Origin of the sequence: Mycobacterium branderi (assembly GCF_010728725.1) — a bacterium.
Taxonomy (GTDB): domain Bacteria; phylum Actinomycetota; class Actinomycetes; order Mycobacteriales; family Mycobacteriaceae; genus Mycobacterium; species Mycobacterium branderi.
The window spans coordinates 3,784,265-3,806,759 of sequence record NZ_AP022606.1 but is presented as its reverse complement, the minus strand read 5'-3'; the positions used below and the strand labels follow the sequence as shown (position 1 = coordinate 3,806,759).

At 67.5% G+C, this 22,495-nt stretch carries 21 protein-coding genes and 1 riboswitch; of the genes, 7 read left to right on the top strand and 14 right to left on the bottom strand.

Annotated elements, in window-relative coordinates; translation table 11 throughout:
* The first annotated feature begins 142 nt into the window (after positions 1 to 142).
* Entirely contained in the window at positions 143 to 1,063 is a 921-nt protein-coding gene (locus G6N47_RS18575; protein ID WP_083131924.1) for a phosphodiesterase, read from the top strand.
* Positions 1,064 to 1,065: 2 nt separating this feature from the next.
* Here G6N47_RS18575 and G6N47_RS18570 read toward each other — a convergent pair whose 3' ends face one another.
* The 6 genes from G6N47_RS18570 to arc all read right to left on the bottom strand — a co-directional run bounded on the left by G6N47_RS18570 (position 1,066) and on the right by arc (position 8,310).
* Positions 1,066 to 2,628, bottom strand: coding sequence for a stealth family protein (locus G6N47_RS18570; RefSeq protein ID WP_372517469.1), 1,563 nt, complete (start codon positions 2,626 to 2,628; stop codon positions 1,066 to 1,068).
* A gap of 34 nt (positions 2,629 to 2,662) precedes the next feature.
* Positions 2,663 to 2,835: riboswitch (M-box (ykoK) riboswitch) on the bottom strand.
* A 65-nt stretch (positions 2,836 to 2,900) separates the two neighbouring features.
* On the bottom strand, positions 2,901 to 3,656 hold the full coding sequence (prcA, locus tag G6N47_RS18565) for a proteasome subunit alpha (protein WP_083131925.1): 756 nt from the start codon (positions 3,654 to 3,656) through the stop codon (positions 2,901 to 2,903).
* Positions 3,653 to 4,540, bottom strand: a complete 888-nt coding sequence (gene prcB / locus G6N47_RS18560; protein ID WP_083131926.1) for a proteasome subunit beta — start codon at positions 4,538 to 4,540, stop codon at positions 3,653 to 3,655. The genes prcA and prcB overlap by 4 nt, the downstream gene beginning before the upstream one ends.
* Positions 4,537 to 4,731 (bottom strand): ubiquitin-like protein Pup, encoded by a 195-nt coding sequence (locus G6N47_RS18555; protein WP_062540654.1) that lies wholly within the window; start codon positions 4,729 to 4,731, stop codon positions 4,537 to 4,539. Before G6N47_RS18555 ends, prcB begins: the two co-directional genes overlap by 4 nt.
* Before the next feature lie 150 nt (positions 4,732 to 4,881).
* The gene (gene dop / locus G6N47_RS18550) at positions 4,882 to 6,378 is read right to left on the bottom strand and encodes a pup deamidase/depupylase (RefSeq protein ID WP_083131927.1); all 1,497 of its coding nucleotides are present in this window, start codon (positions 6,376 to 6,378) and stop codon (positions 4,882 to 4,884) included.
* A 105-nt stretch (positions 6,379 to 6,483) separates the two neighbouring features.
* The gene (gene arc / locus G6N47_RS18545; protein ID WP_083132014.1) at positions 6,484 to 8,310 is read right to left on the bottom strand and encodes a proteasome ATPase; all 1,827 of its coding nucleotides are present in this window, start codon (positions 8,308 to 8,310) and stop codon (positions 6,484 to 6,486) included.
* 145 nt (positions 8,311 to 8,455) lie between these two features.
* Between arc and G6N47_RS18540 the strand changes: the two genes are divergently transcribed.
* The 3 genes from G6N47_RS18540 to G6N47_RS18530 are packed head-to-tail and all read left to right on the top strand — an operon-like array spanning position 8,456 to position 9,814.
* Positions 8,456 to 8,956 (top strand): hypothetical protein, encoded by a 501-nt coding sequence (locus G6N47_RS18540; RefSeq protein ID WP_083131928.1) that lies wholly within the window; start codon positions 8,456 to 8,458, stop codon positions 8,954 to 8,956.
* A gap of 44 nt (positions 8,957 to 9,000) precedes the next feature.
* Positions 9,001 to 9,513, top strand: coding sequence for a hypothetical protein (locus tag G6N47_RS18535; RefSeq protein ID WP_232080239.1), 513 nt, complete (start codon positions 9,001 to 9,003; stop codon positions 9,511 to 9,513).
* Positions 9,514 to 9,520: 7 nt separating this feature from the next.
* The gene (locus tag G6N47_RS18530; RefSeq protein WP_083131930.1) at positions 9,521 to 9,814 is read left to right on the top strand and encodes a DUF503 domain-containing protein; all 294 of its coding nucleotides are present in this window, start codon (positions 9,521 to 9,523) and stop codon (positions 9,812 to 9,814) included.
* On the opposite strand, the gene trmI is transcribed toward G6N47_RS18530, so the two are convergent.
* Positions 9,811 to 10,653, bottom strand: a complete 843-nt coding sequence (gene trmI / locus G6N47_RS18525; RefSeq protein WP_083132015.1) for a tRNA (adenine(58)-N(1))-methyltransferase TrmI — start codon at positions 10,651 to 10,653, stop codon at positions 9,811 to 9,813. The two genes, G6N47_RS18530 and trmI, sit on opposite strands and share 4 nt — an antisense overlap.
* 75 nt (positions 10,654 to 10,728) lie before the next feature.
* Here trmI and G6N47_RS18520 point away from each other — a divergent pair, with 75 nt between their 5' ends.
* Both G6N47_RS18520 and G6N47_RS18515 read left to right on the top strand, forming a co-directional pair.
* Complete coding sequence (locus G6N47_RS18520) at positions 10,729 to 11,607, top strand: RecB family exonuclease (protein WP_083131931.1); 879 nt, start codon at positions 10,729 to 10,731, stop codon at positions 11,605 to 11,607.
* Positions 11,604 to 12,383: a thioesterase family protein gene (locus tag G6N47_RS18515; protein ID WP_083131932.1), complete on the top strand. Its 780-nt coding sequence runs from the start codon at positions 11,604 to 11,606 to the stop codon at positions 12,381 to 12,383. Before G6N47_RS18520 ends, G6N47_RS18515 begins: the two co-directional genes overlap by 4 nt.
* Here the strand turns inward: G6N47_RS18515 and G6N47_RS18510 are convergent, their stop codons facing one another.
* The 5 genes from G6N47_RS18510 to G6N47_RS18490 form a co-directional block, all read right to left on the bottom strand.
* On the bottom strand, positions 12,384 to 13,754 hold the full coding sequence (locus tag G6N47_RS18510; protein WP_083131933.1) for an FAD-containing oxidoreductase: 1,371 nt from the start codon (positions 13,752 to 13,754) through the stop codon (positions 12,384 to 12,386). It abuts the gene before it with no gap.
* Entirely contained in the window at positions 13,751 to 14,230 is a 480-nt protein-coding gene (locus tag G6N47_RS18505; RefSeq protein WP_083131934.1) for a DUF4126 family protein, read from the bottom strand. Before G6N47_RS18505 ends, G6N47_RS18510 begins: the two co-directional genes overlap by 4 nt.
* Before the next feature lie 65 nt (positions 14,231 to 14,295).
* Positions 14,296 to 15,147: an ATP phosphoribosyltransferase gene (gene hisG / locus G6N47_RS18500; RefSeq protein ID WP_083131935.1), complete on the bottom strand. Its 852-nt coding sequence runs from the start codon at positions 15,145 to 15,147 to the stop codon at positions 14,296 to 14,298.
* Entirely contained in the window at positions 15,147 to 15,428 is a 282-nt protein-coding gene (locus tag G6N47_RS18495) for a phosphoribosyl-ATP diphosphatase (protein WP_083131936.1), read from the bottom strand. Before G6N47_RS18495 ends, hisG begins: the two co-directional genes overlap by 1 nt.
* Before the next feature lie 113 nt (positions 15,429 to 15,541).
* Positions 15,542 to 16,942, bottom strand: coding sequence for a sugar porter family MFS transporter (locus G6N47_RS18490; RefSeq protein WP_232080238.1), 1,401 nt, complete (start codon positions 16,940 to 16,942; stop codon positions 15,542 to 15,544).
* A 23-nt stretch (positions 16,943 to 16,965) separates the two neighbouring features.
* Between G6N47_RS18490 and G6N47_RS18485 the strand changes: the two genes are divergently transcribed.
* The gene (locus tag G6N47_RS18485) at positions 16,966 to 17,736 is read left to right on the top strand and encodes an enoyl-CoA hydratase/isomerase family protein (protein WP_083131938.1); all 771 of its coding nucleotides are present in this window, start codon (positions 16,966 to 16,968) and stop codon (positions 17,734 to 17,736) included.
* Here the strand turns inward: G6N47_RS18485 and G6N47_RS18480 are convergent.
* Together G6N47_RS18480 and metH are read right to left on the bottom strand one after the other, a co-directional pair.
* A complete protein-coding gene (locus tag G6N47_RS18480; protein WP_083131939.1) occupies positions 17,733 to 18,749 on the bottom strand; it encodes an SAM-dependent methyltransferase in 1,017 nt (338 codons plus the stop codon). The genes G6N47_RS18485 and G6N47_RS18480 overlap by 4 nt on opposite strands.
* A gap of 11 nt (positions 18,750 to 18,760) precedes the next feature.
* Positions 18,761 to 22,486, bottom strand: a complete 3,726-nt coding sequence (gene metH / locus G6N47_RS18475; protein ID WP_083131940.1) for a methionine synthase — start codon at positions 22,484 to 22,486, stop codon at positions 18,761 to 18,763.
* Between the last annotated feature and the right edge of the window lie 9 nt (positions 22,487 to 22,495).

Sequence of the window (22,495 nt, the reverse complement as noted above, 5' to 3'; positions counted from 1 at the left end):
TCGAGCGTACTGGTATCCCGCCATGCGGGGGCGGGAGGCGCGCTTGTGGCATCGAGATCAGCGTGCCCGGCGAGCCGCTCCGGTAAAGTCGGGTGCTGCTCGTCCTCGCGAGCACCGTCGTCAGAGAGGTCTTTGGAGTCCTGTGGACAGACCCAGGGTCGCGGAGCACCCGCGGCCGGATCATGTCATCGCACACATCAGTGACACCCATCTAGTCGCCGGCGGCGACGACCTCTACGGAGATGTCGACGCAGACGCCCGATTATCGGAGCTGCTCGACCGGCTCGAGGAGTCGCAAACCCGCCCCGACGCGTTGATCTTCACCGGCGACCTCGCCGACACCGGCCAGCCCGATGCATACCGCAAGCTGGGCGAATTGGTCGAACCGTTGGCGGATCGTCTTGAGGCTCAAGTCATCTGGGTGATGGGCAACCACGACAACCGGGCGGCACTACGGCAGCACCTGCTGCGTGAGGCGCCGACGATGGCGCCGATGGATCGGGTGCACCACATCGCCGGTCTGCGAGTCATCGTGTTGGATACCTCGGTGCCCGGCTGCCATCACGGCGAAATCGCACCGCAGCAGCTGCGGTGGCTGTCCGAGCAGCTCGCCGAGCCCGCGCCGTTCGGCACCATCCTGGCAATGCATCACCCGCCGATTCCCAGCGTCCAGGATCTCGCCGTGATGGTGGAGTTGCGCGACCAAACCCCGCTGGGCGAGGTTCTGCGCGGCACCGACGTCCGCAGCATCCTGGCCGGCCACCTGCACTACTCGACCACGGCCACGTTCGCCGGCATTCCGGTGTCGGTGGCCTCGGCCAGCTGCTACACCCAAGACCTGCTGACTGCCGGCACCCGGGGTCGCGATGCTGCGCAGGCGTTCAACCTGGTGCACTGCTACCCCGACACCGTGGTTCACACCGTCGTGCCGCTGGCGGCCGGCCCCACTGTCGGCCGGTTCGTCGCGCCCGACGCCGTGCAGCGCGAACTCGCCGATGCCCGGACGAGCATCCTTCCGGCAGCCCGCATTCCGCGTCTCGCGCCGCAATTCGCGCGACGATAGCGTCATTCCTCGCCGGCCACCTGTTCCCATGGCGCCGGGACCGGGAAGTAGCTCTCCAGGAATTCCCCGACCAGCCGAGCCCGTTCGTCGGCGCTCACCTCCGGGAAGCTGCCGTCGTTGAGGCAGAAGAAGTCGAACTTGCGTTTCTTGAGCAGCTTCGGGAGTTTCGCCAACCCCGACCGCAGCGTGGTGTCCACGTAGAGCACCTTCGCCGATTCGTTTTGTACGGCGCGCCCGGTCAGCAGCGAGTAGTAGTGGTACAGCGAGTTGGTCACCGAGATGTCGGTGCTCGACCGAAAGCGGCTCGCCTGCGTGCGGGCGAAGTCCTCCGCGAACTCTCGCTCCAGTTCGGCCAGCACACTTTTGCGCAGCGGAGCGGCGGTGTGCTCCAGGTGACGGGTGATGATCTTCCCGAACTTTTCCCACAGCAGCTGCCGGTTCACTCGGGCGGCGTTCTCGAAGCCACTGCGCTCCGGGTGGTTGACCCCGAGTCCGATCCGGGTGCCCGCCTCGATGAACTTCGTCACCCCGCCGGGCGAGAAGAACATGGTCGGCGAGAGCGGCCGGCCGAAGAACATGTCGTCGTTGGAGTACAGGAAATGCTCTGCCAGGCCGGGGATGTGGTGCAGCTGGGTCTCGACCGCGTGGCTGTTGTACACCGGTAGCGCCGACAGGTCGGTGAAGTGCTCCTCGGCGCGCACGATGGTGATCTTCGGGTGCGGCGCAAGCCATTCCGGCACCCGCGAGTCGGTGGCGATGAAGATCCGTCGCACCCAGGGCGCGAAGGCGTGCACCGACCGCAGCGCGTACTTGAGCTCGTCGATCTGACGGATCCGCGCGTCGGCGTCATCACCTTCGCCCACAACATGATTGGCCATCGCCGCTGCGCGGCGGGAACGGAACTCCGGGTCGTTGCCGTCCACCCAGGAGAACACCATGTCGATGTCGAAAGTGATGTCGCCGGCGTGCGGCGTGAACATCCCGTCGATCGTCGACCAGGTGCGGCCGTGCAATTCGACGCTCGTGTACTCAACGTCGCTGAGCGGCAGCGCCTTCCGGGTCAACGAGTTCTCGATCGGACAGATCGCTTGCTGGCCGTCGAACACCCAGAACTGCAGCTCCACTCCTGCCGAGGCGCCGTAGCGCACGCCGGAACGCGGACATTGACGCTGCCGGAATACCCGCAGCAACCGCGGGTCGGGGTCCGTCGAGAGCAGACTGTCGGCGAGGTCCACCGACCGGCGTCCCGTTCCGTCGAAGATCTTGGCGCGCAACGGGGCTTCCAGGCATGCGGCCATCAGAGCCTCGGCCACCCGTGCGCGCAGCGCGATGTCCACGATGAGCGCAGGGCGGCCGTCGGCGCCGCGGATCAGCAGGAACGGGATGCCCGCCATCTCCAGCTCGCCGCTGACGAACAACAGGTCCGCCACCATCGCCTCATACGGGGTCAGGCGCAGCCCATCGGCTGAGCTGACTGATCCGGCCAACCCGGTCCGGGGGACGTCGATCATGCTGGTCATGGGAAACACCTGCCTTCCACGCTCGATGTCGGTCACGACGCGCACAAAGAGGGATCCCGCGCAGGCGGTGGAGCGGCGACAATGCCCTCACACGTTGAGCTTTGGCACTGGACGACGTATCCGCGGAAACCCGGGAAGCCACTTGGGATCACCCCTTAAGCCGGGGAGATCTGTCCTGATCTTGGGCGTCTCTCGACGTCGTCAGATCAGTGGCCTGTGTTCATCCAGAAGCCTCGCCTAACGAGGTGCTGCAGCAGGATAGCCGCGATTGTCAGTTCCGGCAACACGGCCGCATCAAGGCAGATCCGGCCGGGCGACTAACCGTCCGTCTTCGACTTGCCCGAACCCGACTTGCCCGAGGACGCACCGGGTTTGGGCAGCAGCGCCTCCAGCGCCGACCCCGTGATCCGGCGGAACGCGCGCCGCGGCCGGTTCGCGTCCAAAATGGCCACCTCCAGCATGGACACCCCGAGGCTGGGCTGGTCGCCGCCGTTGCTGCTGCCCGCCCGCAGCGCATTCACCGCGATCCGCACGGCGTCGGCCAGGTCGGCGTTCTCGGCGTAGGAGTCCTTGAGCGCGTTGGCGATCGGCTCCGTGGTGCCGCCCATCACCACGAAATGCGGCTCGTCGTTGATCGACCCGTCGTAGGTGATCCGATACAGCTCAGGGGGTTTGGTCTCGCCGTAATGGGCGACCTCGGCCACGCACAGCTCGACCTCGTAGGGCTTGGCCTGCTCGGTGAAGATGGTGCCCAGCGTCTGCGCGTAAACGTTGGCCAGCTGGCGGCCCGTGACGTCGCGGCGGTCGTAGGCGTAGCCGCGGGTGTCGGCGAATTGGATTCCGCCGCGGCGCAAGTTGTCGAACTCGTTGAACTTGCCCGCGGCGGCGAACCCAACCCGGTCGTAGAGCTCGCTGATCTTCTGAAGCGACCGCGACGGGTTCTCCGCGACGAACAGCACGCCGCCGGCGTAGGCCAGCGCCACCACGCTGCGACCCCGGGCGATGCCCTTGCGCGCGAGCTCGCTGCGTTCGCGCATCGCCTGCTCGGGCGAGATGAAGTACGGAAAGCTCACGAGTCACCCCGCTCGGCGTCGGGACCGAAAGTGTCTGCGCGAGAACGGCTTTCGATGACCTCGCGGGCCAGCTCGGCGATGCGCGGCTCCGGCACCTCGGCCGCGCCGTCGGCGCCGATGGTGACCGCGGTCGGGTAGATGCCGCGGACCAGGTCCGGGCCGCCGGTGGCCGAGTCGTCGTCGGCCGCGTCGTAGAGCGCCTCGACGGCCACCCGCAGCGCCGAATCGCCATCGGTCACCTGCGAATACAGCTTCTTCATCGACGAATTGGCGAAGATCGACCCCGAGCCGACGGACTTGTAGCCCTCCTCCTCGAGGTTCCAGCCGCCGGCCGCGTCGAACGACACGATGCGGCCCGCTTTCTCCGGATCGGGATCGTCGAGGTCATAACCCACCAGCAGCGGCAGCGCCACGAGGCCCTGCATGGCCGCGCCCAGGTTGCCGCGCACCATGATGGCCAGCCGGTTGACCTTGCCGGCGAAGGTCAGCGGGACGCCTTCCAGCTTTTCGTAGTGCTCGAGTTCGACCGCGTAGAGCCGGGCGAACTCGACCGCAATGGCCGCGGTGCCGGCGATGCCGGTGGCGGTGTAGTCGTCGGTGATGTACACCTTCTGCACGTCGCGGCCCGCAATCATGTTGCCCTGCGTCGAGCGCCGGTCCCCGGCGATGACGACCCCGCCCGGGTACTTCAGCGCGACGATCGTGGTGCCATGGGGCAGCTGATTGCCGGCGGCGGGTTCGGCGCTACCGGCGCCCCCGACCGGCAGTAACTCGGGTGCCTGGCGACGCAGGAAGTCAGCGAACGAGGACAGGTCTACAGGATTAGCGGGGATTCCGGGGAGTGCTGAGTTGGTGGCCAGGCGATCGCGAAACGGCCAGGTCACTGGCCGCCCTTTTGGACGTACGCGCGGACGAAGTCCTCGGCGTTCTCTTCCAGAACGTCGTCGATCTCGTCGAGCAGGTCGTCGGTTTCCTCGGTGAGCTTCTCGCGACGCTCCTGGCCCGCGGCTGTGCTGGCGGTCAGGTCGTCATCGTCGCCGCCGCCACCGCCGCGCTTGGTCTGCTCCTGAGCCATCGCTGCCTCCTGCTATGTCATCGGCGGCGCATTACACGCCCGCCGGTCTCTCTACCCTACCGGTCGACGTCCGGTCTTTTCCGACGCTGGGCCTGATTGTCCGGCTCCTTTTCAGGCTGTTTCCAGCCTTCATCGTCGCCGGACGGGCGCTCAGGTGGTGAGTTGTTCCACCAGCTCCGCCGCGCTGTCCACCGAGTCCAGCAGCGCCCCGACGTGCGCCTTGCTGCCGCGCAGCGGCTCCAGCGTCGGGATGCGCACCAGCGAGTCGCCGCCGAGGTCGAAAATGACCGAGTCCCAGCTGGCCGCCGCGATGTCGGCGCCGAACCGGCGCAGGCACTCCCCGCGAAAGTAGGCGCGGGTGTCGGTCGGCGGGTTGTCCACCGCGTTGAGCACCTGCTGCTCGGTCACCAGCCGCTTCATCGAGCCGCGCGCCACCAGCCGGTTGTACAGGCCCTTGTCCAGCCGGACGTCGGAGTACTGCAGGTCGACCAGATGCAGCCGCGGCGCCGACCAGCTCAGGTTCTCCCGGTGCCGGAAGCCTTCGAGGATTCGCAGCTTGGCCGGCCAGTCCAGCAGGTCGGCGCACTCCATCGGGTCGCGCTCGAGCAGGTCGAGCACGTGCGCCCAGGTCTCCACGATGTCGTTGGCGCGGGGATCGGGGTCGCGGGTGTCGACCAGCTTGGCCACCCGGTCCAGGTAAACCCGTTGCAGCGCAAGGGCGGTCAGCTCCCGGCCGTCGGCCAGCGCCACGGCGATGCGCAGCGACGGGTCGCGGCTGATCGCGTGCACGGCGTGCACCGGTCGCGCGAGCGCCAGGTCGGTCAAGTCGATACCTTCCTCGATCAAATCGAGGACCAGCGCGGTGGTGCCCAGCTTCAGGTACGTCGACGTCTCGGCGAGGTTGGCGTCGCCGATGATCACGTGCAGCCGGCGGTACCGGTCGGCGTCGGCGTGGGGCTCGTCGCGGGTGTTGATGATGCCGCGCTTGAGCGTGGTCTCCAGCCCGACCTCGACCTCGATGTAGTCGGCGCGCTGGGACAGCTGAAAGCCCGGCTCGTCGCCGGCGGGCCCGATACCGACCCGCCCGGAGCCGGTGACCACCTGGCGGGACACCAGAAACGGCGTCAGCCCGGCGATGACCGCCGAGAACGGGGTCTGGCGGCTCATCAGGTAGTTCTCGTGCGAGCCGTAGGAGGCGCCCTTGCCGTCGACGTTGTTCTTGTACAGCTGCAGCTTGGCGGCCCCGGGCACGCTGGCGACGTGTCGCGCGGCGGCTTCCATCACCCGCTCGCCGGCCTTGTCCCAGATCACCGCGTCGAGCGGGTCGGTGCACTCGGGCGCCGAGTATTCCGGGTGGGCGTGATCGACGTAGAGCCGCGCGCCATTGGTCAAGATCATGTTGGCCGCGCCCACCTCGTCGGCGTCGACCACCGGCGGCGGGCCGGCCGAACGGCTCAGGTCGAAGCCGCGCGCGTCGCGCAGCGGCGACTCCACCTCGTAGTCCCAGCGCGTGCGCTTGGCGCGCTGAATCCCCGCGGCGGCGGCATAGGCCAGCACCGCCTGCGTCGAGGTGAGGATCGGGTTCGCGGTCGGGTCCGACGGCGACGAGATGCCGTACTCGACCTCGGTCCCGATGATCCGTTGCATGACCTAAAGACTAGGCGAACGGCTTTTGGCGCGACCGTGCGCGGTTGTCCGGCTTTCGCGGCGTGTCGGCGTACAACCACGCACGCTCGCGACGACGGCTGAAAGCTACAGGTACTGACCGAGGTTGGATTCGGTGTCGATTGCCCTGCTGGCGCTGCTGCTCTTGCCAGTGACCAGGGTGCGGATGTAGACGATCCGCTCCCCCTTCTTGCCCGAGATCCGTGCCCAGTCATCGGGATTGGTGGTGTTGGGCAGGTCCTCGTTCTCGGCGAACTCGTCGACGATCGAATCCAGCAGATGCTGAATGCGCAGACCGGGTTGGCCCGTTTCCAGCACCGACTTGATCGCGTTCTTCTTCGCCCGGTCGACGACATTCTGGATCATGGCCCCGGAGTTGAAGTCCTTGAAGTACATGACTTCTTTGTCCCCGTTGGCGTAGGTGACCTCCAGGAACCGGTTGTCGTCGATCTCGGCGTACATCCGGTCGACGACCTTTTCGATCATCGCCTTGATGCATGCCGAGCGGTCGCCGCCGAACTCGGCGAGATCGTCGGCGTGCACCGGCAGCTCTTCGGTGAGGTACTTGGAGAAGATGTCCTGCGCCGCTTCGGCATCCGGCCGCTCGATCTTGATCTTGACGTCCAGGCGGCCGGGCCGCAGGATCGCCGGGTCGATCATGTCCTCACGGTTCGACGCGCCGATCACGATGACGTTCTCCAGGCCCTCCACGCCGTCGATTTCGGACAGCAACTGGGGAACCACCGTCGTCTCGACGTCGGAGGAGACACCGGTGCCGCGGGTGCGGAAGATCGAGTCCATCTCGTCGAAGAACACGATCACCGGGGTGCCCTCGGACGCCTTCTCGCGGGCCCGCTGGAAGATCAGCCGGATGTGCCGCTCGGTCTCCCCGACGAACTTGTTCAGCAGCTCGGGGCCCTTGATGTTGAGGAAGTAGGACTTCGCCTCGCGCGCGTCGTCTCCGCGGACCTCGGCCATCTTCTTGGCCAGCGAGTTGGCAACCGCCTTGGCGATCAACGTTTTACCGCAGCCGGGCGGGCCGTAGAGCAGCACACCCTTGGGCGGGCGCAGCGCGTACTCCTTGTAGAGCTCCTTGTGCAGGAACGGCAACTCCACCGCGTCACGGATCTGCTCGATCTGACGCGTCAGGCCACCGATGTCCTCGTAGCTGACGTCCGGCACTTCCTCGAGCACCAGATCCTCGACCTCGGCCTTGGGGATGCGCTCGAACGCATACCCGGCCTTGGTGTCCACCAGCAGCGAGTCGCCGGGCCGCAGCTTGCGCGGCCGGGTGTCGTCGTTGAGGGCATCGGGGATGCCCTCGGGCAGGTCGGCGGCCACCAACGGCTCGGCGAGCCAGACGATGCGTTCCTCGTCGGCGTGCCCGACCACCAGCGCCCGGTGGCCGTCGGCGAGGATCTCCCGCAACGTCGAGATCTCGCCGACCGACTCATAGGTGCCGGCCTCGACGACAGTTAAAGCCTCGTTGAGCCGAACCGTCTGGCCCTTCTTCAGCGAGTCGACGTCGATGTTCGGCGAGCACGTCAACCGCATCTTGCGGCCCGAGGTGAACACGTCGACGGTGTCGTCGTCGTGGGTGGCCAACAGCACGCCGTACCCGCTCGGCGGCTGCCCCAGCCGGTCCACCTCCTCGCGCAGCGCCAACAGCTGCTGGCGCGCTTCCTTGAGGGTTTCCATCAGCTTGGAATTACGCGCCGCAAGGGAGTCGATGCGTGCCTCGAGCTGGTGCACATCGCGGGCGTTGCGCGCAGCACTCTGCGGGCCTACAGCGGTCTCCAGCTGCTCGCGCAGTATCGAGGCCTCGCGCCGCAACTCCTCCAGCTCGGCCGCATCGTCGCTGGACAAGTCGTGTTCGCGAGGGACTCCGAACGCTTCACGCTCTGACTCACCCATGTTGCGCTCCTTTCCCGCACCGGAATGTGGCACGGCGGATACTTCAACGCTACCGGCGATTTGGGATTCATGCGGGAACTAGAAATAGGGCGCGCTGGCAACGGCGTTAACATGTCACCGATCTGGCCTATCCGAGAGGACATTCGTGACCGTGAAATCCCTAGCCACAGCTGCTGCAGCCGTCGCCGCGATCGGTGCGGCGGCCGCCGGTGTGACATCTATTGCATCCGTTGCCCCGGCCGCCCCGCAAGTGCAGCCTGTGGTATTCGGGGCGCCGATGCCGCTCGATCCCGCCGCGGATGTGCCGACTCCCGACCAGTTGATCAACGTCCTCAACGGCTTGCAGAACCCGAGCGTTCCGTTCGCGAGCAAAGGCTATCTGGTGGAGGGTGGCGTCGGCGGCGTCGAGGGGCGCATCGCCGACCGCAAACTGCAGCAGGCCGCCCAGCACGGCTCCCTGCCGCTGACGTTCCAGGTGGCCAACATCGCGCCCGCCGGGCCGGGTGCGGCGTCGGCGGACATCACCGCCTCGGGTCCCACGTTGGCCCCGACCACGCAGAACATCACGTTCGTGAACCAGGGCAGCTGGAAGCTGTCCCGCGCCTCGGCGATGACGCTGGTGCAGCAAATCCAGTCCGCGGGCTGACCGCTACTGGTGCTGTGCCGGTCTCCAGGCACCTGCGGGCAGCCGTGAGCGTCGCCGCGATCGTGGCGGCGCTCGGGCTGCCGGGGTGTTCGAGCGGCGATTCGAGCTCTCCCGCCCCGTCCACGTCGTCGCCGGAAGCCGCACCGGCCACGACGGCGGCCCCGCAGACCGCTCCGTTGCCGGCGCCCGAGGCGCTCACCGACGTGCTGTACCGACTTGCCGACCCGGGGGTGCCCGGTGGTGAGAAGCTCAACCCCGTCGAGGGTGCAACCCCCGACAACGCCGCGGCTCTGGACAAATTCGCCAACGCACTGCTCAGTGGCGGCTACGCGCCGATGACCTTCGAGGCGCGCGACATCGCCTGGTCGGACCGGGATCCGGCCGACGTGGTGGCCACCGTCAACGTCAGCACGCCCCGTCGCGGTACGCCAGGGTTCTCGTTTCCGATGGAGTTCAAGCCGTACCAGGGTGGCTGGCAGCTCTCGCAGCGCACCGCGGAGACACTGCTCGCCTTCGGCACTGCGCCAAGCGGGGCGCCGCCGACCCCGACTCCGTGACGACGCCATGTGGATCGGCTGGCTGGAGTTCGACGTGCTGCTCGGTGACGTGCGCTCGCTGAAGCAGAAGCGGTCGGTGATCCGCCCGGTGATCGCGGAGTTGCAACGCAAGCTCAGCGTGTCGGTCGCCGAGACGGGGTCGCAGGAGCTGTACCGGCGTGCCGGAATCGGGGTGGCGATGGCGTCCGCTGACCGCGCGCATACCGTCGAGGTGCTCGACGCGGCCGAACGCCTGGTAGCCGCACATCCCGAGTTCGAACTGCTGTCGGTGCGCCGCGGGCTGCAGCGCAGCGACGACTAGCCTTCGGGCGCTAAACGCTTGCGGCGCAACGGAGTCGGCGTCACAGTGCCGGGCGCCAGCCGCCGCGCCGAAATCAGGAAGGCGGTATGGCCGCGCATGTTGTGCTGCGGGCGCACCGCCAGCCCGACAACGTTCCAGCCGCGCTGCAGCGTCTCCCACGCTCGCGGCTCGGTCCAGCACTGCTGATCGCGCAGCGCCTCCACCGCCTTCGACAGCTGGGTGACGGTGGCGACGTAGACCATCAGCACACCGCCCGGGATCAATACCCGCGACACGGCGCCGAGCACGTCCCACGGCGCCAGCATGTCGAGCACCACCCGGTCGATCGAGCCGTCGGGCAGGTCGCAGTCGGCGAGGTCGGCAGTGACCAGCCGCCAGTTGTCCGGCGTCTCGCCGACGAACGTTTCCACGTTGCGGCGCGCGTGCTCGGCGTGGTCGGCGCGCACCTCGTAGGAGATCACCCGGCCCGCCGATCCGACCGCGCGCAGCAGCGAACAGGTCAGTGCGCCCGACCCGGCGCCGGCCTCCAGCACCCGCGCGCCGGGAAAGATGTCGCCCTCGTGCACGATCTGCGCGGCGTCCTTCGGATAGACGACCTGGGCGCCGCGGGGCATCGACATCACGTAGTCGACCAGCAACGGGCGCAGCACCAGGAACGGGTCGCCGTTGGTGGATTTCACGACACTGCCTTCGGGCAGCCCGATCACGAAGTCGTGCGCGATCGCGCCGCGGTGCGTGTGGAATTCGCCGCCCGGGCTCAGCAGCATCGTGTAGTGCCGGCCCTTGGCGTCGGTCAGCTGAACGCGATCACCAACGCTGAACGGACCGCTTGCGGACACAGCCATCAAGCCTGCCAGCAGACGCGCCGGGACCGATGCGCGGGGTTGTCGGGGGTCGGCCCTAGGCTCCGGTGTATGGACGGTGAACGGTCGCGGCCGGCTTCAAAACCGGCTCTGTCGCCGTCGCGGGCGGCCGATTTCAAACAGTGCCCGCTGCTGTATCGGTTCCGCGCGATCGACCGGCTGCCGGAGCCGCCGTCCACCGCGCAACTGCGGGGTTCGCTGGTGCACGCCGCGCTCGAACAGCTTTACGGTTTGCCGGCCGAGCAGCGCGTCCCCGACACCGCCCGCGCGCTGGTGGGCCCCGCGTGGGAGCAGCTGCTGGCCGAAGAGCCCACGCTGGCCGCGCAATTGGATGCTCCGCAGTTGAGCGAACTGCTCGACGAGGCCCGGGCGTTGCTGTCCGGGTATTACCGGTTGGAGGACCCCACCCGCTTCGATCCGCAAAGCTGCGAACAGCGCGTCGAGGTCGAGCTGGCCGACGGCACGCTGCTGCGCGGGTTCATCGACCGGATCGACGTCGCACCCACCGGCGAACTGCGCGTGGTGGATTACAAGACCGGCAAGGCGCCGCCGGAAGCCCGCGCGCTAGCCGAGTTCAAGGCGCTGTTTCAGATGAAGTTCTACGCGGTGGCGCTGCTGCGCTCGCGCGGCGTGCTGCCCACCCGGCTGCGTCTGGTCTACCTGGCCGATGGCCAACTGCTGGACTACTCCCCCGACGAAGAAGAGCTGCTGCGCTTCGAGAAGACGCTGATCGCGATCTGGCGTGCGATCCAATCAGCCGGTGCCACAGGCGATTTCCGGCCCCGCCCGTCGCGGCTGTGCGACTGGTGCCCGCACCGGGCGCACTGCCCGGTTTACGGGGGAACGCCGCCGCCCTACCCGGGCTGGCCGGACCATCCCGACGAAGGCGATGCGGACGCGGTCCTGCATCGCGCGGACCCCGCGGCGTGATCGGTTGCCACTACCGCCGGCTCGGAGCCGACGGCGACGTCATGGAATTCGACTCCACCGACTTCACCCGCAGCAATTGGGCGCCCGAGCTTCAGCACGGCTCACCACCGCTGGCGCTGCTGACCAAAGCCGTCGAAGAACGGCTGGCCGATTCGCCGCTTCGGATCGCGCGGTTGAGCCTCGACATCCTGGGAATCATTCCGGTGACGCCGGTGTCGGTGCGGGCGTGGGTCGAGCGGCCCGGCAAGCGAATCTCGTTGCTGGCGGCCGAAATGCGGGCCGGCGACCGCCCGGTGGCGCGGCTCAGTGTGTGGGCGCTGGCCACCAGCGACACCGCCGACGTGGCCGCCGACCGCTACCCGCCGATAGTGGAGGGCCCGGCCCAACCGCAGCCGTCGTATTGGTGGAACGTCGGCGGATACCTGAAGTCCATCGATTGGCGCCCGCAGCCCGACGACGCGGCCGGCGCGGCGGTGTGGTGGTTGCGCCCGCTAGTGCATGTGGTGGACACCGAGGACACCACTTCGTTGCAGAACCTGGCCATGGTCGTCGACTCCGCCAACGGTGTCGGCGCCGCGCTGCACCCGGAACGGTTCACGTTCATGAACACCGACACCGTCGTGCATCTGCACCGGGCGCCGCGCGGCAGCGACTTCGCGTTGCGGGCGCGCGGCTCCATCGGACCCGACGGGATCGGGGTTACCACCGCGGAGATCTTCGACCGCTCCGGATTCATCGGAACGTCAGCGCAAACACTTCTGGTGCAGCGCCTGTGATCACTGCAGCGGCGACATCTCCTGCAGCATCGTGGGTATCAGCTCGCTGACCGTGGGGTGGATGTGCATGGTGCGCGACAGCGTGGTGTAGGGCGCCCTGGCGGACATCACATCGAGGATGGCGTGGATGATCTCGTCGCCGCCAACGCCGAGGATGGCCGCTCCCAGAATCTGTTTCGTGTCGGCGTCGACGACGACTTTCATAAAGCCTTGTGTCTCACCCTTTTCCACCGCCCGCCCGACTCTGGTCATCGGCCGCTGGCCGAGCAGCGCTGGGCGGCCCGAGGCGCGCACCTGCTCGACCGTCATGCCGGCGCGTCCCAAGGGTGGGTCGATGTAGAGCGCGTAGGTGGCGATGCGGTCACTGACCCGTCGCGGGTCGCCGTCGAGCAGGTTGGCCGCGACGATCTCGAAATCGTTGTAGGAGGTGTGGGTGAACGCGCCCTTGCCGTTACAGTCGCCCATCGCCCAGATGTGATCCACATTGGTCTTGAGCCCGTCGTCGACGGTGATGTATCCGCGGGCGTCGGTCTGCACGCCGGCATGCTCGAGTCCGATGTCGTCGGTGTTGGGTCGGCGCCCCACCGCGACCAGTAGATGGCTACCGGCGATCGGTTTCGCGCCGTTTCGCGGCGTCACGTCAAACCCATTGCCCTGTTTGGTTATTCGGATGCCGTCGGCATTGACGACGACGTCGATGCCTTCGTTCTCCAGAATCGTCCGGATTGCGGCCGAGACGTCGTCGTCCTCGCGGGAGGCCAACCGCGGCCCCTTCTCGACGACCGTCACCGCGGCGCCGAACCGGCGGTACATCTGGGCGAATTCGAGCGCAATGTAGCTGCCGCCGATGATCACCAGGTGGTCGGGCAGCACATCGAGGTCGAGGATCGAGGTGTTGGTGAGGAAGTCGACGTCGGAAAGCCCGGCGATGTCCGGGACGACGGCGCGGCCACCGAGGTTGAGAAAGATGCGGTCGGCGTGCAGGAGTTGGTCGCCGACTCGCAGTGTGTGCGGGTCGGTGAAGCAGGCATGGCCGCGGACAACCGTGCAGCCCTGCATGCCGGCCAGCCAGTCCTCGACGCCCTTGCGGTCCTTGAGCATGATGTCGTCTTTGCGCGCCTTGACTTTTGCCATGTCCACGCTGATCGATCCGGTGCCGACGCCGTAGTCGGCACCGCGACGCGCGAGGTGGGCCGCGTGCGCGCTGGCCACCAACGTCTTGGTGGGGATGCAGCCGGTGTTGACGCAGGTGCCGCCGATCAGCTTGCGCTCGACGACCGCGACGCGCTGTCCCGCGGCGGTCAGCCGGCCGGCCAGCGGCGGTCCGGCCTGACCGGCGCCTACTATGATCGCATCGAAATGGGTTGTCACAGCACAGCTGTCGTCACGGCGATGGCGAATCCGCCGAGCACCGCAACCGCGTCTTCGAGCAGCGCGACGGGCAGGTCGTGGCCGTGGGCGGTGGCCAGCCGGGTGCGGGCCTCGTAGCCACCGAGAGTGCCCAGGACGGCGCCGACGGCGCCGGTGCCGAGCGCGCTCCAGGTGTAGCCCCATGCGGTGCCGATGACCGCACCGGCGAACGCGCCCAAGACGATCCGCGCGATGAACCCGATCGCGGCCGTGCGACTCGGTGTCTTGGGATGCTTGTCGGCCACCAATTCGAGGATCGCCAGAACGCTCAGCACCGCGACCGTCACCGGGTGCCCGACCCAGGAGGCCCACGTGCCGTCCATGTTGATCCAGTCCAGCAGCGCCGCCCACGCGACTACGGCGGGGGCCGTCAGCGAGCGCAAGCCGGCGACGACGCCGATCAGCAGAGCGAGCAGCAGGACAAGGAAATGCGTCACGGCGGCCCTCCTAATGGGGAACTAGCGGGACGCTAACACAGCGCCGTCGTCGACACCGGAACAGATCAGAATCGGCAGAACCTGATGTCGGAGGCCAGGATCGCCTTGGCCCCGATCGCGGCGAGTTCGTCCATGATCGCGTTGACGTCGCGGCGTGGCACCAGCGCGCGAACCGCCACCCAATCCGGGTCGGCGAGCGGGGCGATCGTCGGGGACTCCAGCCCCGGCGTGATCGCCGTGGCGTTGTCGAGGACCGAACGCGGGCAGTCGTAGTCCAGCATCAGATACTGCTGACCGAACACCACGCCCTGCACTCGGGCAACCAGCTGGTCGCGCGCGGGACTGGGATGCCCGCCGGCGTCGGCCCGCTCGATGAGCACCGCCTCCGAGTCACACAGGGGCTCGCCGAAGGCCACCAAGTCATGCAGGCTCAGGGTGCGGCCCGAGCCCACCACGTCGGCGATCGCGTCCGCCACGCCAAGTTGCACCGAGATCTCCACCGCGCCGTCGAGCCGGATCACTGTGGCCTCGATTCCCTTGGCGGCCAAGTCTTTTCGCACCAGATTGGGGTAGGCGGTGGCGATCCGCCGGCCCGCCAGGTCGGCGGTGGTCCAGTCCCGGCCCGCGGGGGCGGCGTAGCGGAAACTCGACGACCCGAAGCCCAGCGACAGCCGTTCGGCCACCGGCGCCTCGGATTCGCGGGCCAAATCCCGCCCAGTGATTCCGAAGTCGAGCTCCCCCGACCCGACATAGATGGCGATGTCTTTGGGCCGCAGAAAGAAGAACTCGACGTTGTTGACGGGGTCGAGGACGGTCAGGTCCTTGGGATCGGTGCGACGACGGTAACCAGCCTCGGCGAGGATCTCGACGGCCGGCTCACTGAGCGCTCCCTTGTTGGGAACGGCCACGCGCAGCATCACAGCTTCCGATACACGTCGTCGAGCGTCAGTCCGCGCGCGATCATCAGTACCTGCGTCCAGTACAGCAATTGGCTGATCTCCTCGGCGAGGGCGTCGTCGGGTTCGTGTTCGGCCGCCAACCACACTTCGCCGGCCTCTTCGAGGATCTTCTTGCCGACGGCATGCACTCCGCTGTCCAGCGCGGCGACCGTGCTGCTGCCGGCCGGCCTGGTGCGGGCGCGCTCGCCGAGTTCGGCGAACAGATCTTCGAACGTCTTCACGGCCAGCGATTGTTTCATGCGGCGGTCAGCAAAGTCACGGCGGTTTCACGCCCACCTCCCCCGCGAGCGTGCACAAAATGACGCGCTGCGCCGCGTGTCGGCGTACAAACACGCCCGGTCGCGGGAAGAAGTTAGCCGTCGTGCAGTAACTCGGCGTGCATGTCTTCCAGCGCGACGCCATTGGTCTCGCGGACCCAACGCCACACGAACACGAACGACAGGACCGCGCACAGCGTGTAGAAGCTATAGGCGAAGCCGAGCATGTGCCGCAGTGCCGGGAAGGTCACGGCGATGGTGGCGTTGGTGATCCACTGCGCGGTGGCCGCCAGGCCCGCCGCCTCGGCCCGGATGCGATTGGGGAACATTTCGCCCAGCAGTACCCACAGGATCGGTCCCCACGACACACCGAACGCCACGACGAACAGGTTCGCGGCGATCAAGGCAACCACGGCCGACGCGCCGGCGAGGTGCGGCTCGCCGGCGACGATCGGCGCGCTGGCGAAGACAATGGTCATCGTGGCCAGCATCACGGCCATGCCCGCCGAACCCGCCAACAGCAACGGCTTGCGGCCGACCTTGTCGATCAACGCGAAGGCGATCAGGGTAATGGCCACGTTGACCACCGACGTGGCCAGGGCGATCGTGAACGACCACCCCTCGCCGAATCCGACGTGCTCCCAAAGCACATCGGAGTAGAAGAAGATCACGGTGATGCCGACGAGTTGCTGAAAGCACGCCACCCCCAGCCCCACCCAGACGATGCCGTACAGGCCGCCGGTCGGCTTGCGCAGGTCACGCCACGACGGCGGCGTTTCGCGCTGCAGCGTCTCGGCGATCCGAGTCACGGTCGAATCCACGTCGCGTTCGTCGAGCAGCAGCGATAACACTCGGCGGGCTTCGGCAAGCCGGTGTGCGGCAACGAGATAGCGCGGCGATTCGGGGATGGTGAAAGCCAGCAAACCGTAGACCAGCGCTGGAATCATTTCCCCGAGGAATGTCCAGCGCCAGGCGGCCATGCCCAGCCACAGTTCGCCGCGAGAGCCGCCCGCGATGTGAAACGGCAGCCAATTCACCGCCAGCGACAAAAAGATTCCGGACACGATCGCGAGCTGCTGCAACGAACCGAGCCGGCCGCGGACGTCCGGCGGCGATATCTCGGCGATGTAGGCCGGCCCGATCGCGGACGCGACCCCGATGCCGAGACCCCCCACGCTGTGAAAGGCGATGAACATCCAGATGTTGCTCGCCAGGCCGGTGCCCAGCCCACAGGCGAAGAACAGCGCGGCGGCCAGCCTCATCATCGCCAGCCGGCCGGTGCGGTCGGCGACGCGTCCGGCGGTCGTCGCTCCCACCGCCGCCCCGAGCAGGCCCGAGGCCGCCGCAAACCCGAGGACGACGTTGCCGATCTGGAAGTCGGCCTGCAGCGCTCTCACCGCGCCGTTGGTCACCGAAACGTCGTAGCCGAACAGCAGCCCACCGATCGCGGCCACCGACGCAAATCGAACTGCGCGGCCGGTCAGGTCATTTCCCACGAGAATCCAACGTACGGTGTGGCATGAACTTCTCCGAGATCGAGGTGACCGTCGACGGCGCCCGCGCCGCTATCACACTGAACCGGCCGGACAAGCTGAACCCACTGTCTACCACCACCTTGACCGAGTTGGTGGACGCCGCACGCGAGCTCGACACCCGGTCCGGTGTGAAGGTGGTGGTGATCTCCGGGCGGGGACGGGCGTTCAGCGCCGGGGCCGATCTCGCGTCGTTCGCCGCCGAGGGTGGCCCGCCACCGCGTGAGGCGGCCGACGCCGGGCGGCGGATGGCCGATGCGATCGAGGCGATGGGGGCGGTGACCGTCGCGCGGATCCACGGCCACTGCGTCGGGGGCGCGGTAGTCCTGGCCGCGGCCTGCGACCTTCGGATCGCCGCCGACGACACCCGCTTCTCGATTCCCGAGGTCGACCTGGGCATCCCGCTGGCGTGGGGCGGCATCCCCCGGCTGGTGCGCGAGATCGGCCCGGCCCGGACCAAGGAGTTGGTGATGACCTGCCGCCCGTTCGGCGCCGCGGAGGCGTTGACGGCGGGCTTCCTGAACAGCGTGGTTCCCGCCGCCGAGCTTGACGCCGCGGTCGACGAGCTGGTCGGGGTGCTGGTCGACAAGTCGGCGCTGACCCTGACCGCCACGAAGCGGCATACCAACGCCGTGACCGAGGGCATGGTCGGCACCGCCCGCGCCTGGAACGACGCCGACTCGCTGGTCACCGCGCTCGGCGATCCCGAGTCACGGGCCGCGGCGGAGGCGTATTTGACGCGCCTGGGCCGCGGCTAGCGCTCGGCGACGACGCCGAAGAGCGGATCGGTGGCGAGCAGCCGGTGCAACGCGACTGTGCGGTAGCCGGCGTCGGTGAGCGCGTCGACGAGTTCAGCGCGTTGCGGCAGTGGCCAGCAGCCCGCGGTCGACCTCAACACCAGGTCGAATTCGGCTGCGTTGAGCGACTTTCCGGCGAACATCGAGGTCAGTACCAGCCGACCGGTGGGCGCCAGGCGTCGTCGCAGATCCGTGAGCAAGGCCCGCCACTCTGCCGGGGGGAAGTAGTAGATGTTGTTGTGCAGGGTGATCAGGTCGAACGGGCCGGCGAGCTCCGCGAGGTTCGAGTCCCGAATGTCGGCATGCAGCACGGTGCACCGGTCTTCCAGTCCCCACGCGGCCAAGTTGGCGGACGCAAGCGCGACGACGCGCTCGGACAGGTCGATGGCGATCGCCGATAGTTGAGGGCACGTCTCCGCCGCATGCTTGACGTATATACCTGTGCCGCAACCGATTTCAAGCATCGCGCGTGGGGATTGCTCTCCGACGATCCGGCGGACGAAGCGGGCGATGAATGGTTCGACGAGCCGTGAACCTCGTGCGACCACCTCGTCGTATTCGTCGAGGTACGAGCCACGTTCGCCGGTCTGGAGCCGCGACGGCAGGTCGCGGTAGACGTCGCCGCGGTAGTCGGCCAGCTCCGCGGTAAACCCGCGAAGACCTTCACCGTCTGACGAGGCCAAAGCGCGTATTCGGTTGCCTTTCAGCCGGTATCGACCCTTGCGGCACCGCAGCTCGCCGAGCGCGACACCGACGTCGAGTAATTCTGTGAGTAAGTCGACGTCACCGATGCTGAGGGTGCGGCCGAGTTGGTCGACGGTCGCCGGCTTGCGCAGTGCCGCTATCAAACCGATCCGCTCGGCCACGCCGAGAAAACGGATGCGACTGAGCCCGCGCGAATCGGCGAGCAGTCCCAAGGTGGCACGCACATTCCGCAGCGCTGCCGTCGGGGGAAGCCACCACGTCGCATGCATACCCGCCGGCCTCAGTCCTCCGGGTTGTAGGCGAGGTTGGAGCTCAGCCAGCGCTCGGCTTCCTTTAGCGTCCAGCCCTTGCGCTTCGCGTAGTCGGCGACCTGGTCCTGGGCCATCCGGCCGATCACGAAGTACTGCGACTGCGGGTGCGAGAAGTACCAGCCGCTGACGGCGGCGCCGGGCCACATCGCCATGGAATCGGTCAGCTCGATGCCGGTCCGCTCCTTGACGTCTAGCAGCTTCCAGAGCGTCGCCTTCTCGGTGTGCTCAGGGCAGGCCGGGTAGCCGGGCGCCGGGCGGATTCCCACGTACTTCTCGTCGATGAGTGCGTCGTTGTCCAACTGCTCGTCCGGCTGGTATCCCCAGAACTCCTTGCGGACCCGTTGGTGCATCCGTTCGGCGAACGCCTCGGCCAGCCGGTCGGCGATCGACTCCAGCAGGATCGCGCTGTAGTCGTCGAGGGCGGCCTTGAACTCCGCGATCTTCTCCTGGCTGCCCAGCCCCGCGGTGACGGCGAAGGCGCCGACGTAGTCGGCCAGACCCGTTTCTTTGGGGGCGACGTAGTCGCCCAGCGACCGGTTCGGGATGCCTTCGCGGTGCGCGCCCTGCTGGCGCAGATTGTGCAACCTGGTCAGCACCTCGGTGCGGGTGTCGTCGGTGTACACCTCGATGTCGTCCCCGACCGCGTTCGCTGGGAAGAAGCCGATCGCCCCGTTGGCGGTCAGCCACTTCTCCTTGATCAGCGTGTCGAGCATCTCCTGGGCGTCGTCGTACAGCTTGCGGGCGGCCTCGCCCGTGGCGGGGTTGTTGAGGATGTCGGGGAAGCGGCCCTTCATCTCCCAGGCGTTGAAGAACGGCTGCCAGTCGATGTACTCGCGCAACTCGGCGAGGTCGTAGTCGTGAAACTCCCGTATTCCCAGACCCATTGCGGGCGCCGGCGGTGTGTAGCCGTCCCACTCGATCGGCGTCCGGTTCGCGCGGGCTTTCTCCAGCGTCAGCATCGGCCGCTCGTTCTTTTGCGAGTGCCGTTCACGCAGCGATGCGTAGTCCTTCTCGGTGGCTTCCAGCAGGGCCGGACGCTGCTTGGGGTCCAGCAGCGCGGCGGCCACCGGCACCGAGCGGGACGCGTCCTTGACCCACACCACCGGACCGCTACGCCGCGGCGATATCTTCACCGCCGTGTGGGCGCGCGAAGTGGTCGCGCCACCGATCAGCAGCGGGATCTCCATCCCCTCGCGTTCCATTTCGGCGGCGAAGTTGACCATCTCGTCCAATGAGGGCGTGATGAGGCCGGAGAGGCCGATGATGTCGGCGTCGTGCTCGTTCGCCGCGGCCAGGATCTTCTCGGCGGGCACCATCACCCCGAGGTCGATCACTTCGAAGTTGTTGCACTGCAACACAACTCCGACGATGTTCTTGCCGATGTCGTGGACGTCGCCCTTCACGGTCGCCATCACGATCGTGCCGTTGGTGTCCTTGGAGTCACCCGGCTGCTTCTCCGCCTCGATGAACGGCAGCAGGTAGGCGACGGCCTTCTTCATCACCCGCGCCGACTTCACGACCTGGGGCAAAAACATCTTGCCCGAGCCGAACAGATCGCCGACGACGTTCATGCCGTCCATCAGCGGACCCTCGATCACCTCGATCGGGCGCCCACCCGCGGCGGCGATCTCGGCCCGCAACTCCTCGGTGTCCTCGTCGACATGGGCGTCGATGCCCTTGACCAGGGCGTGGGTGATCCGCTCGCGGACCGGCAGGCCGCGCCACTCGGCCGCCGCCGCGTCGTCGGACTTCTCGGAGCGGTTGAACCGCTCGGCGATTTCCAGGAGCCGTTCGGCCGCGTCCGGGCGGCGGTTCAGCACGACGTCCTCGATGCGCTCGCGCAGCTCGGGGTCGATCGAGTCGTAGGGCACCAGCGCGCCGGCGTTGACGATGCCCATGTCCAGGCCGGCCTTGATGGCGTGGAACAGGAACACCGCGTGGATGGCCTCGCGGACGGGATTGTTGCCGCGGAACGAGAACGAGACGTTGGAGATGCCGCCGGAGATGTGCACCCCCGGAAGGTTCTCCTTGATCCAGGCGCAGGCTTCGATGAAGTCGATCCCGTAGGTCGCGTGCTCCTCGATTCCGGTGGCCAGCGCGAAGCAGTTCGGGTCGAAGATGATGTCCTCGGGAGGGAAGCCGACCTCTTCGGTCAGGATCCGGTAGGCGCGCCCGCAGATCTGCTTGCGGCGCTCCAGGTTGTCGGCCTGGCCCTGCTCGTCGAAGGCCATCACGACGACGGCGGCGCCGTATTTGCGGCATAGCCGTGCCTCGCGGATGAACTTCTCCTCGCCCTCCTTCATCGAGATCGAGTTGACGATCGGCTTGCCCTGTACGTTCTTCAGCCCGGCTGCGATGACCTCCCACTTGGAGGAGTCGATCATCACCGGGACGCGGCTGATGTCCGGCTCGGCCGCGATCAGCTTGGTGAACCGGTCCATCGCGGCGACGCCGTCGATCATGCCCTCGTCCATGTTGATGTCGATGACCTGCGCACCGGCCTCGACCTGCTGCAGGGCGACTGACAGCGCGGTGTCGTAGTCCTCGGCCTTGATCAGGTTGCGGAACCGGGCGGAGCCGGTGATGTTGGTGCGCTCGCCGATGTTCACGAACAGGGAGTCTTCGGTGATGTTGAGCGGCTCCAGGCCCGAAAGCCGGGTGGCCACTTCGATTTTCGGCACCTCGCGCGGCGGCTTGCCCTCGACGACCCTTGCGATCTCGGCGATGTGCGGCGGCGCGGTTCCGCAGCAGCCGCCGACGATGTTGACCAGGCGCGCCTCGGCGAAGTCGGCGATGTAGCCGGCCTGGCGCTCGGGCGTCTCGTCGTACTCGCCGAAGGCGTTGGGCAGACCGGCATTTGGATAGCAGGAGACGAAAGTGTCTGCGATCCGCGCCATCTCGGCGATATACGGCCTCATCTCCGGCGCGCCCAGCGCACAGTTGAGGCCCACCGCAATAGGCTTCGCGTGCCTGATCGAATTCCAGAACGCCTCGGTGACCTGACCGGACAACGTCCGCCCGGAGGCGTCGGTGATGGTGCCCGAGATGATCACCGGCCAGCGGCGTCCGCGGTCCTCGAACAGCGTCTCGACGGCGAACACCGCGGCCTTGGCGTTGAGCGTGTCGAAGATGGTCTCGACGATGAGGAGGTCGGCACCCCCGTCGACCAGGCCGTTGGCGGCTTCGAGGTAGGCGGCGGCCAGCTGGTCGTAGGAGACGTTGCGGGCACCGGGGTCATTGACGTCCGGCGAGATCGACGCGGTGCGCGTCGTGGGCCCGATGGCGCCGGCGACGAAGCGGGGCTTGTCCGGGGTGCTGTACTCGTCGGCGGCCTTGCGGGCCAGGGCGGCGCCGGCGTAGTTGAGCTCGTAGGCCAGGTCGGCCATGTCGTAGTCGGAGAGCGAGATCGCGTTCGAGTTGAACGTGTTGGTCTCGATGATGTCGGCGCCCGCCTCGAGGTACTCGCGGTGGATCCCCTCGATGATCTGCGGCTGCGTCAGCGTGAGCAGGTCATTGTTGCCCTGAAGAGCGGTCGGCCATTCGGTGAACCTGTCGCCGCGGTAGCCGGCCTCGTCCGGCCGGTCGCGCTGGATCGCCGTGCCCATCGCGCCGTCGATCACCATGATCCGCTGGCGCAGGGTAGCCGTCAGCTCGGCGGTGCAGTCGGGGCGGATGTTCGGCGGATGAGTGTTCACGTACGTTCC

Bases quoted from the DNA above. Each gene is read 5' to 3' on its own strand.
- G6N47_RS18555 (WP_062540654.1), bottom strand. From the start codon at position 4,731: ATGGCTCAGGAGCAGACCAAGCGCGGCGGTGGCGGCGGCGACGATGAC.
- dop (WP_083131927.1), bottom strand. From the start codon at position 6,378: ATGCAACGGATCATCGGGACCGAGGTCGAGTACGGCATCTCGTCGCCG.
- arc (WP_083132014.1), bottom strand. From the start codon at position 8,310: ATGGGTGAGTCAGAGCGTGAAGCGTTCGGAGTCCCTCGCGAACACGAC.
- G6N47_RS18530 (WP_083131930.1), top strand. From the start codon at position 9,521: ATGTGGATCGGCTGGCTGGAGTTCGACGTGCTGCTCGGTGACGTGCGC.
- G6N47_RS18520 (WP_083131931.1), top strand. From the start codon at position 10,729: ATGGACGGTGAACGGTCGCGGCCGGCTTCAAAACCGGCTCTGTCGCCG.
- hisG (WP_083131935.1), bottom strand. From the start codon at position 15,147: ATGCTGCGCGTGGCCGTTCCCAACAAGGGAGCGCTCAGTGAGCCGGCC.
- G6N47_RS18495 (WP_083131936.1), bottom strand. From the start codon at position 15,428: ATGAAACAATCGCTGGCCGTGAAGACGTTCGAAGATCTGTTCGCCGAA.
- G6N47_RS18485 (WP_083131938.1), top strand. From the start codon at position 16,966: ATGAACTTCTCCGAGATCGAGGTGACCGTCGACGGCGCCCGCGCCGCT.
- G6N47_RS18480 (WP_083131939.1), bottom strand. From the start codon at position 18,749: ATGCATGCGACGTGGTGGCTTCCCCCGACGGCAGCGCTGCGGAATGTG.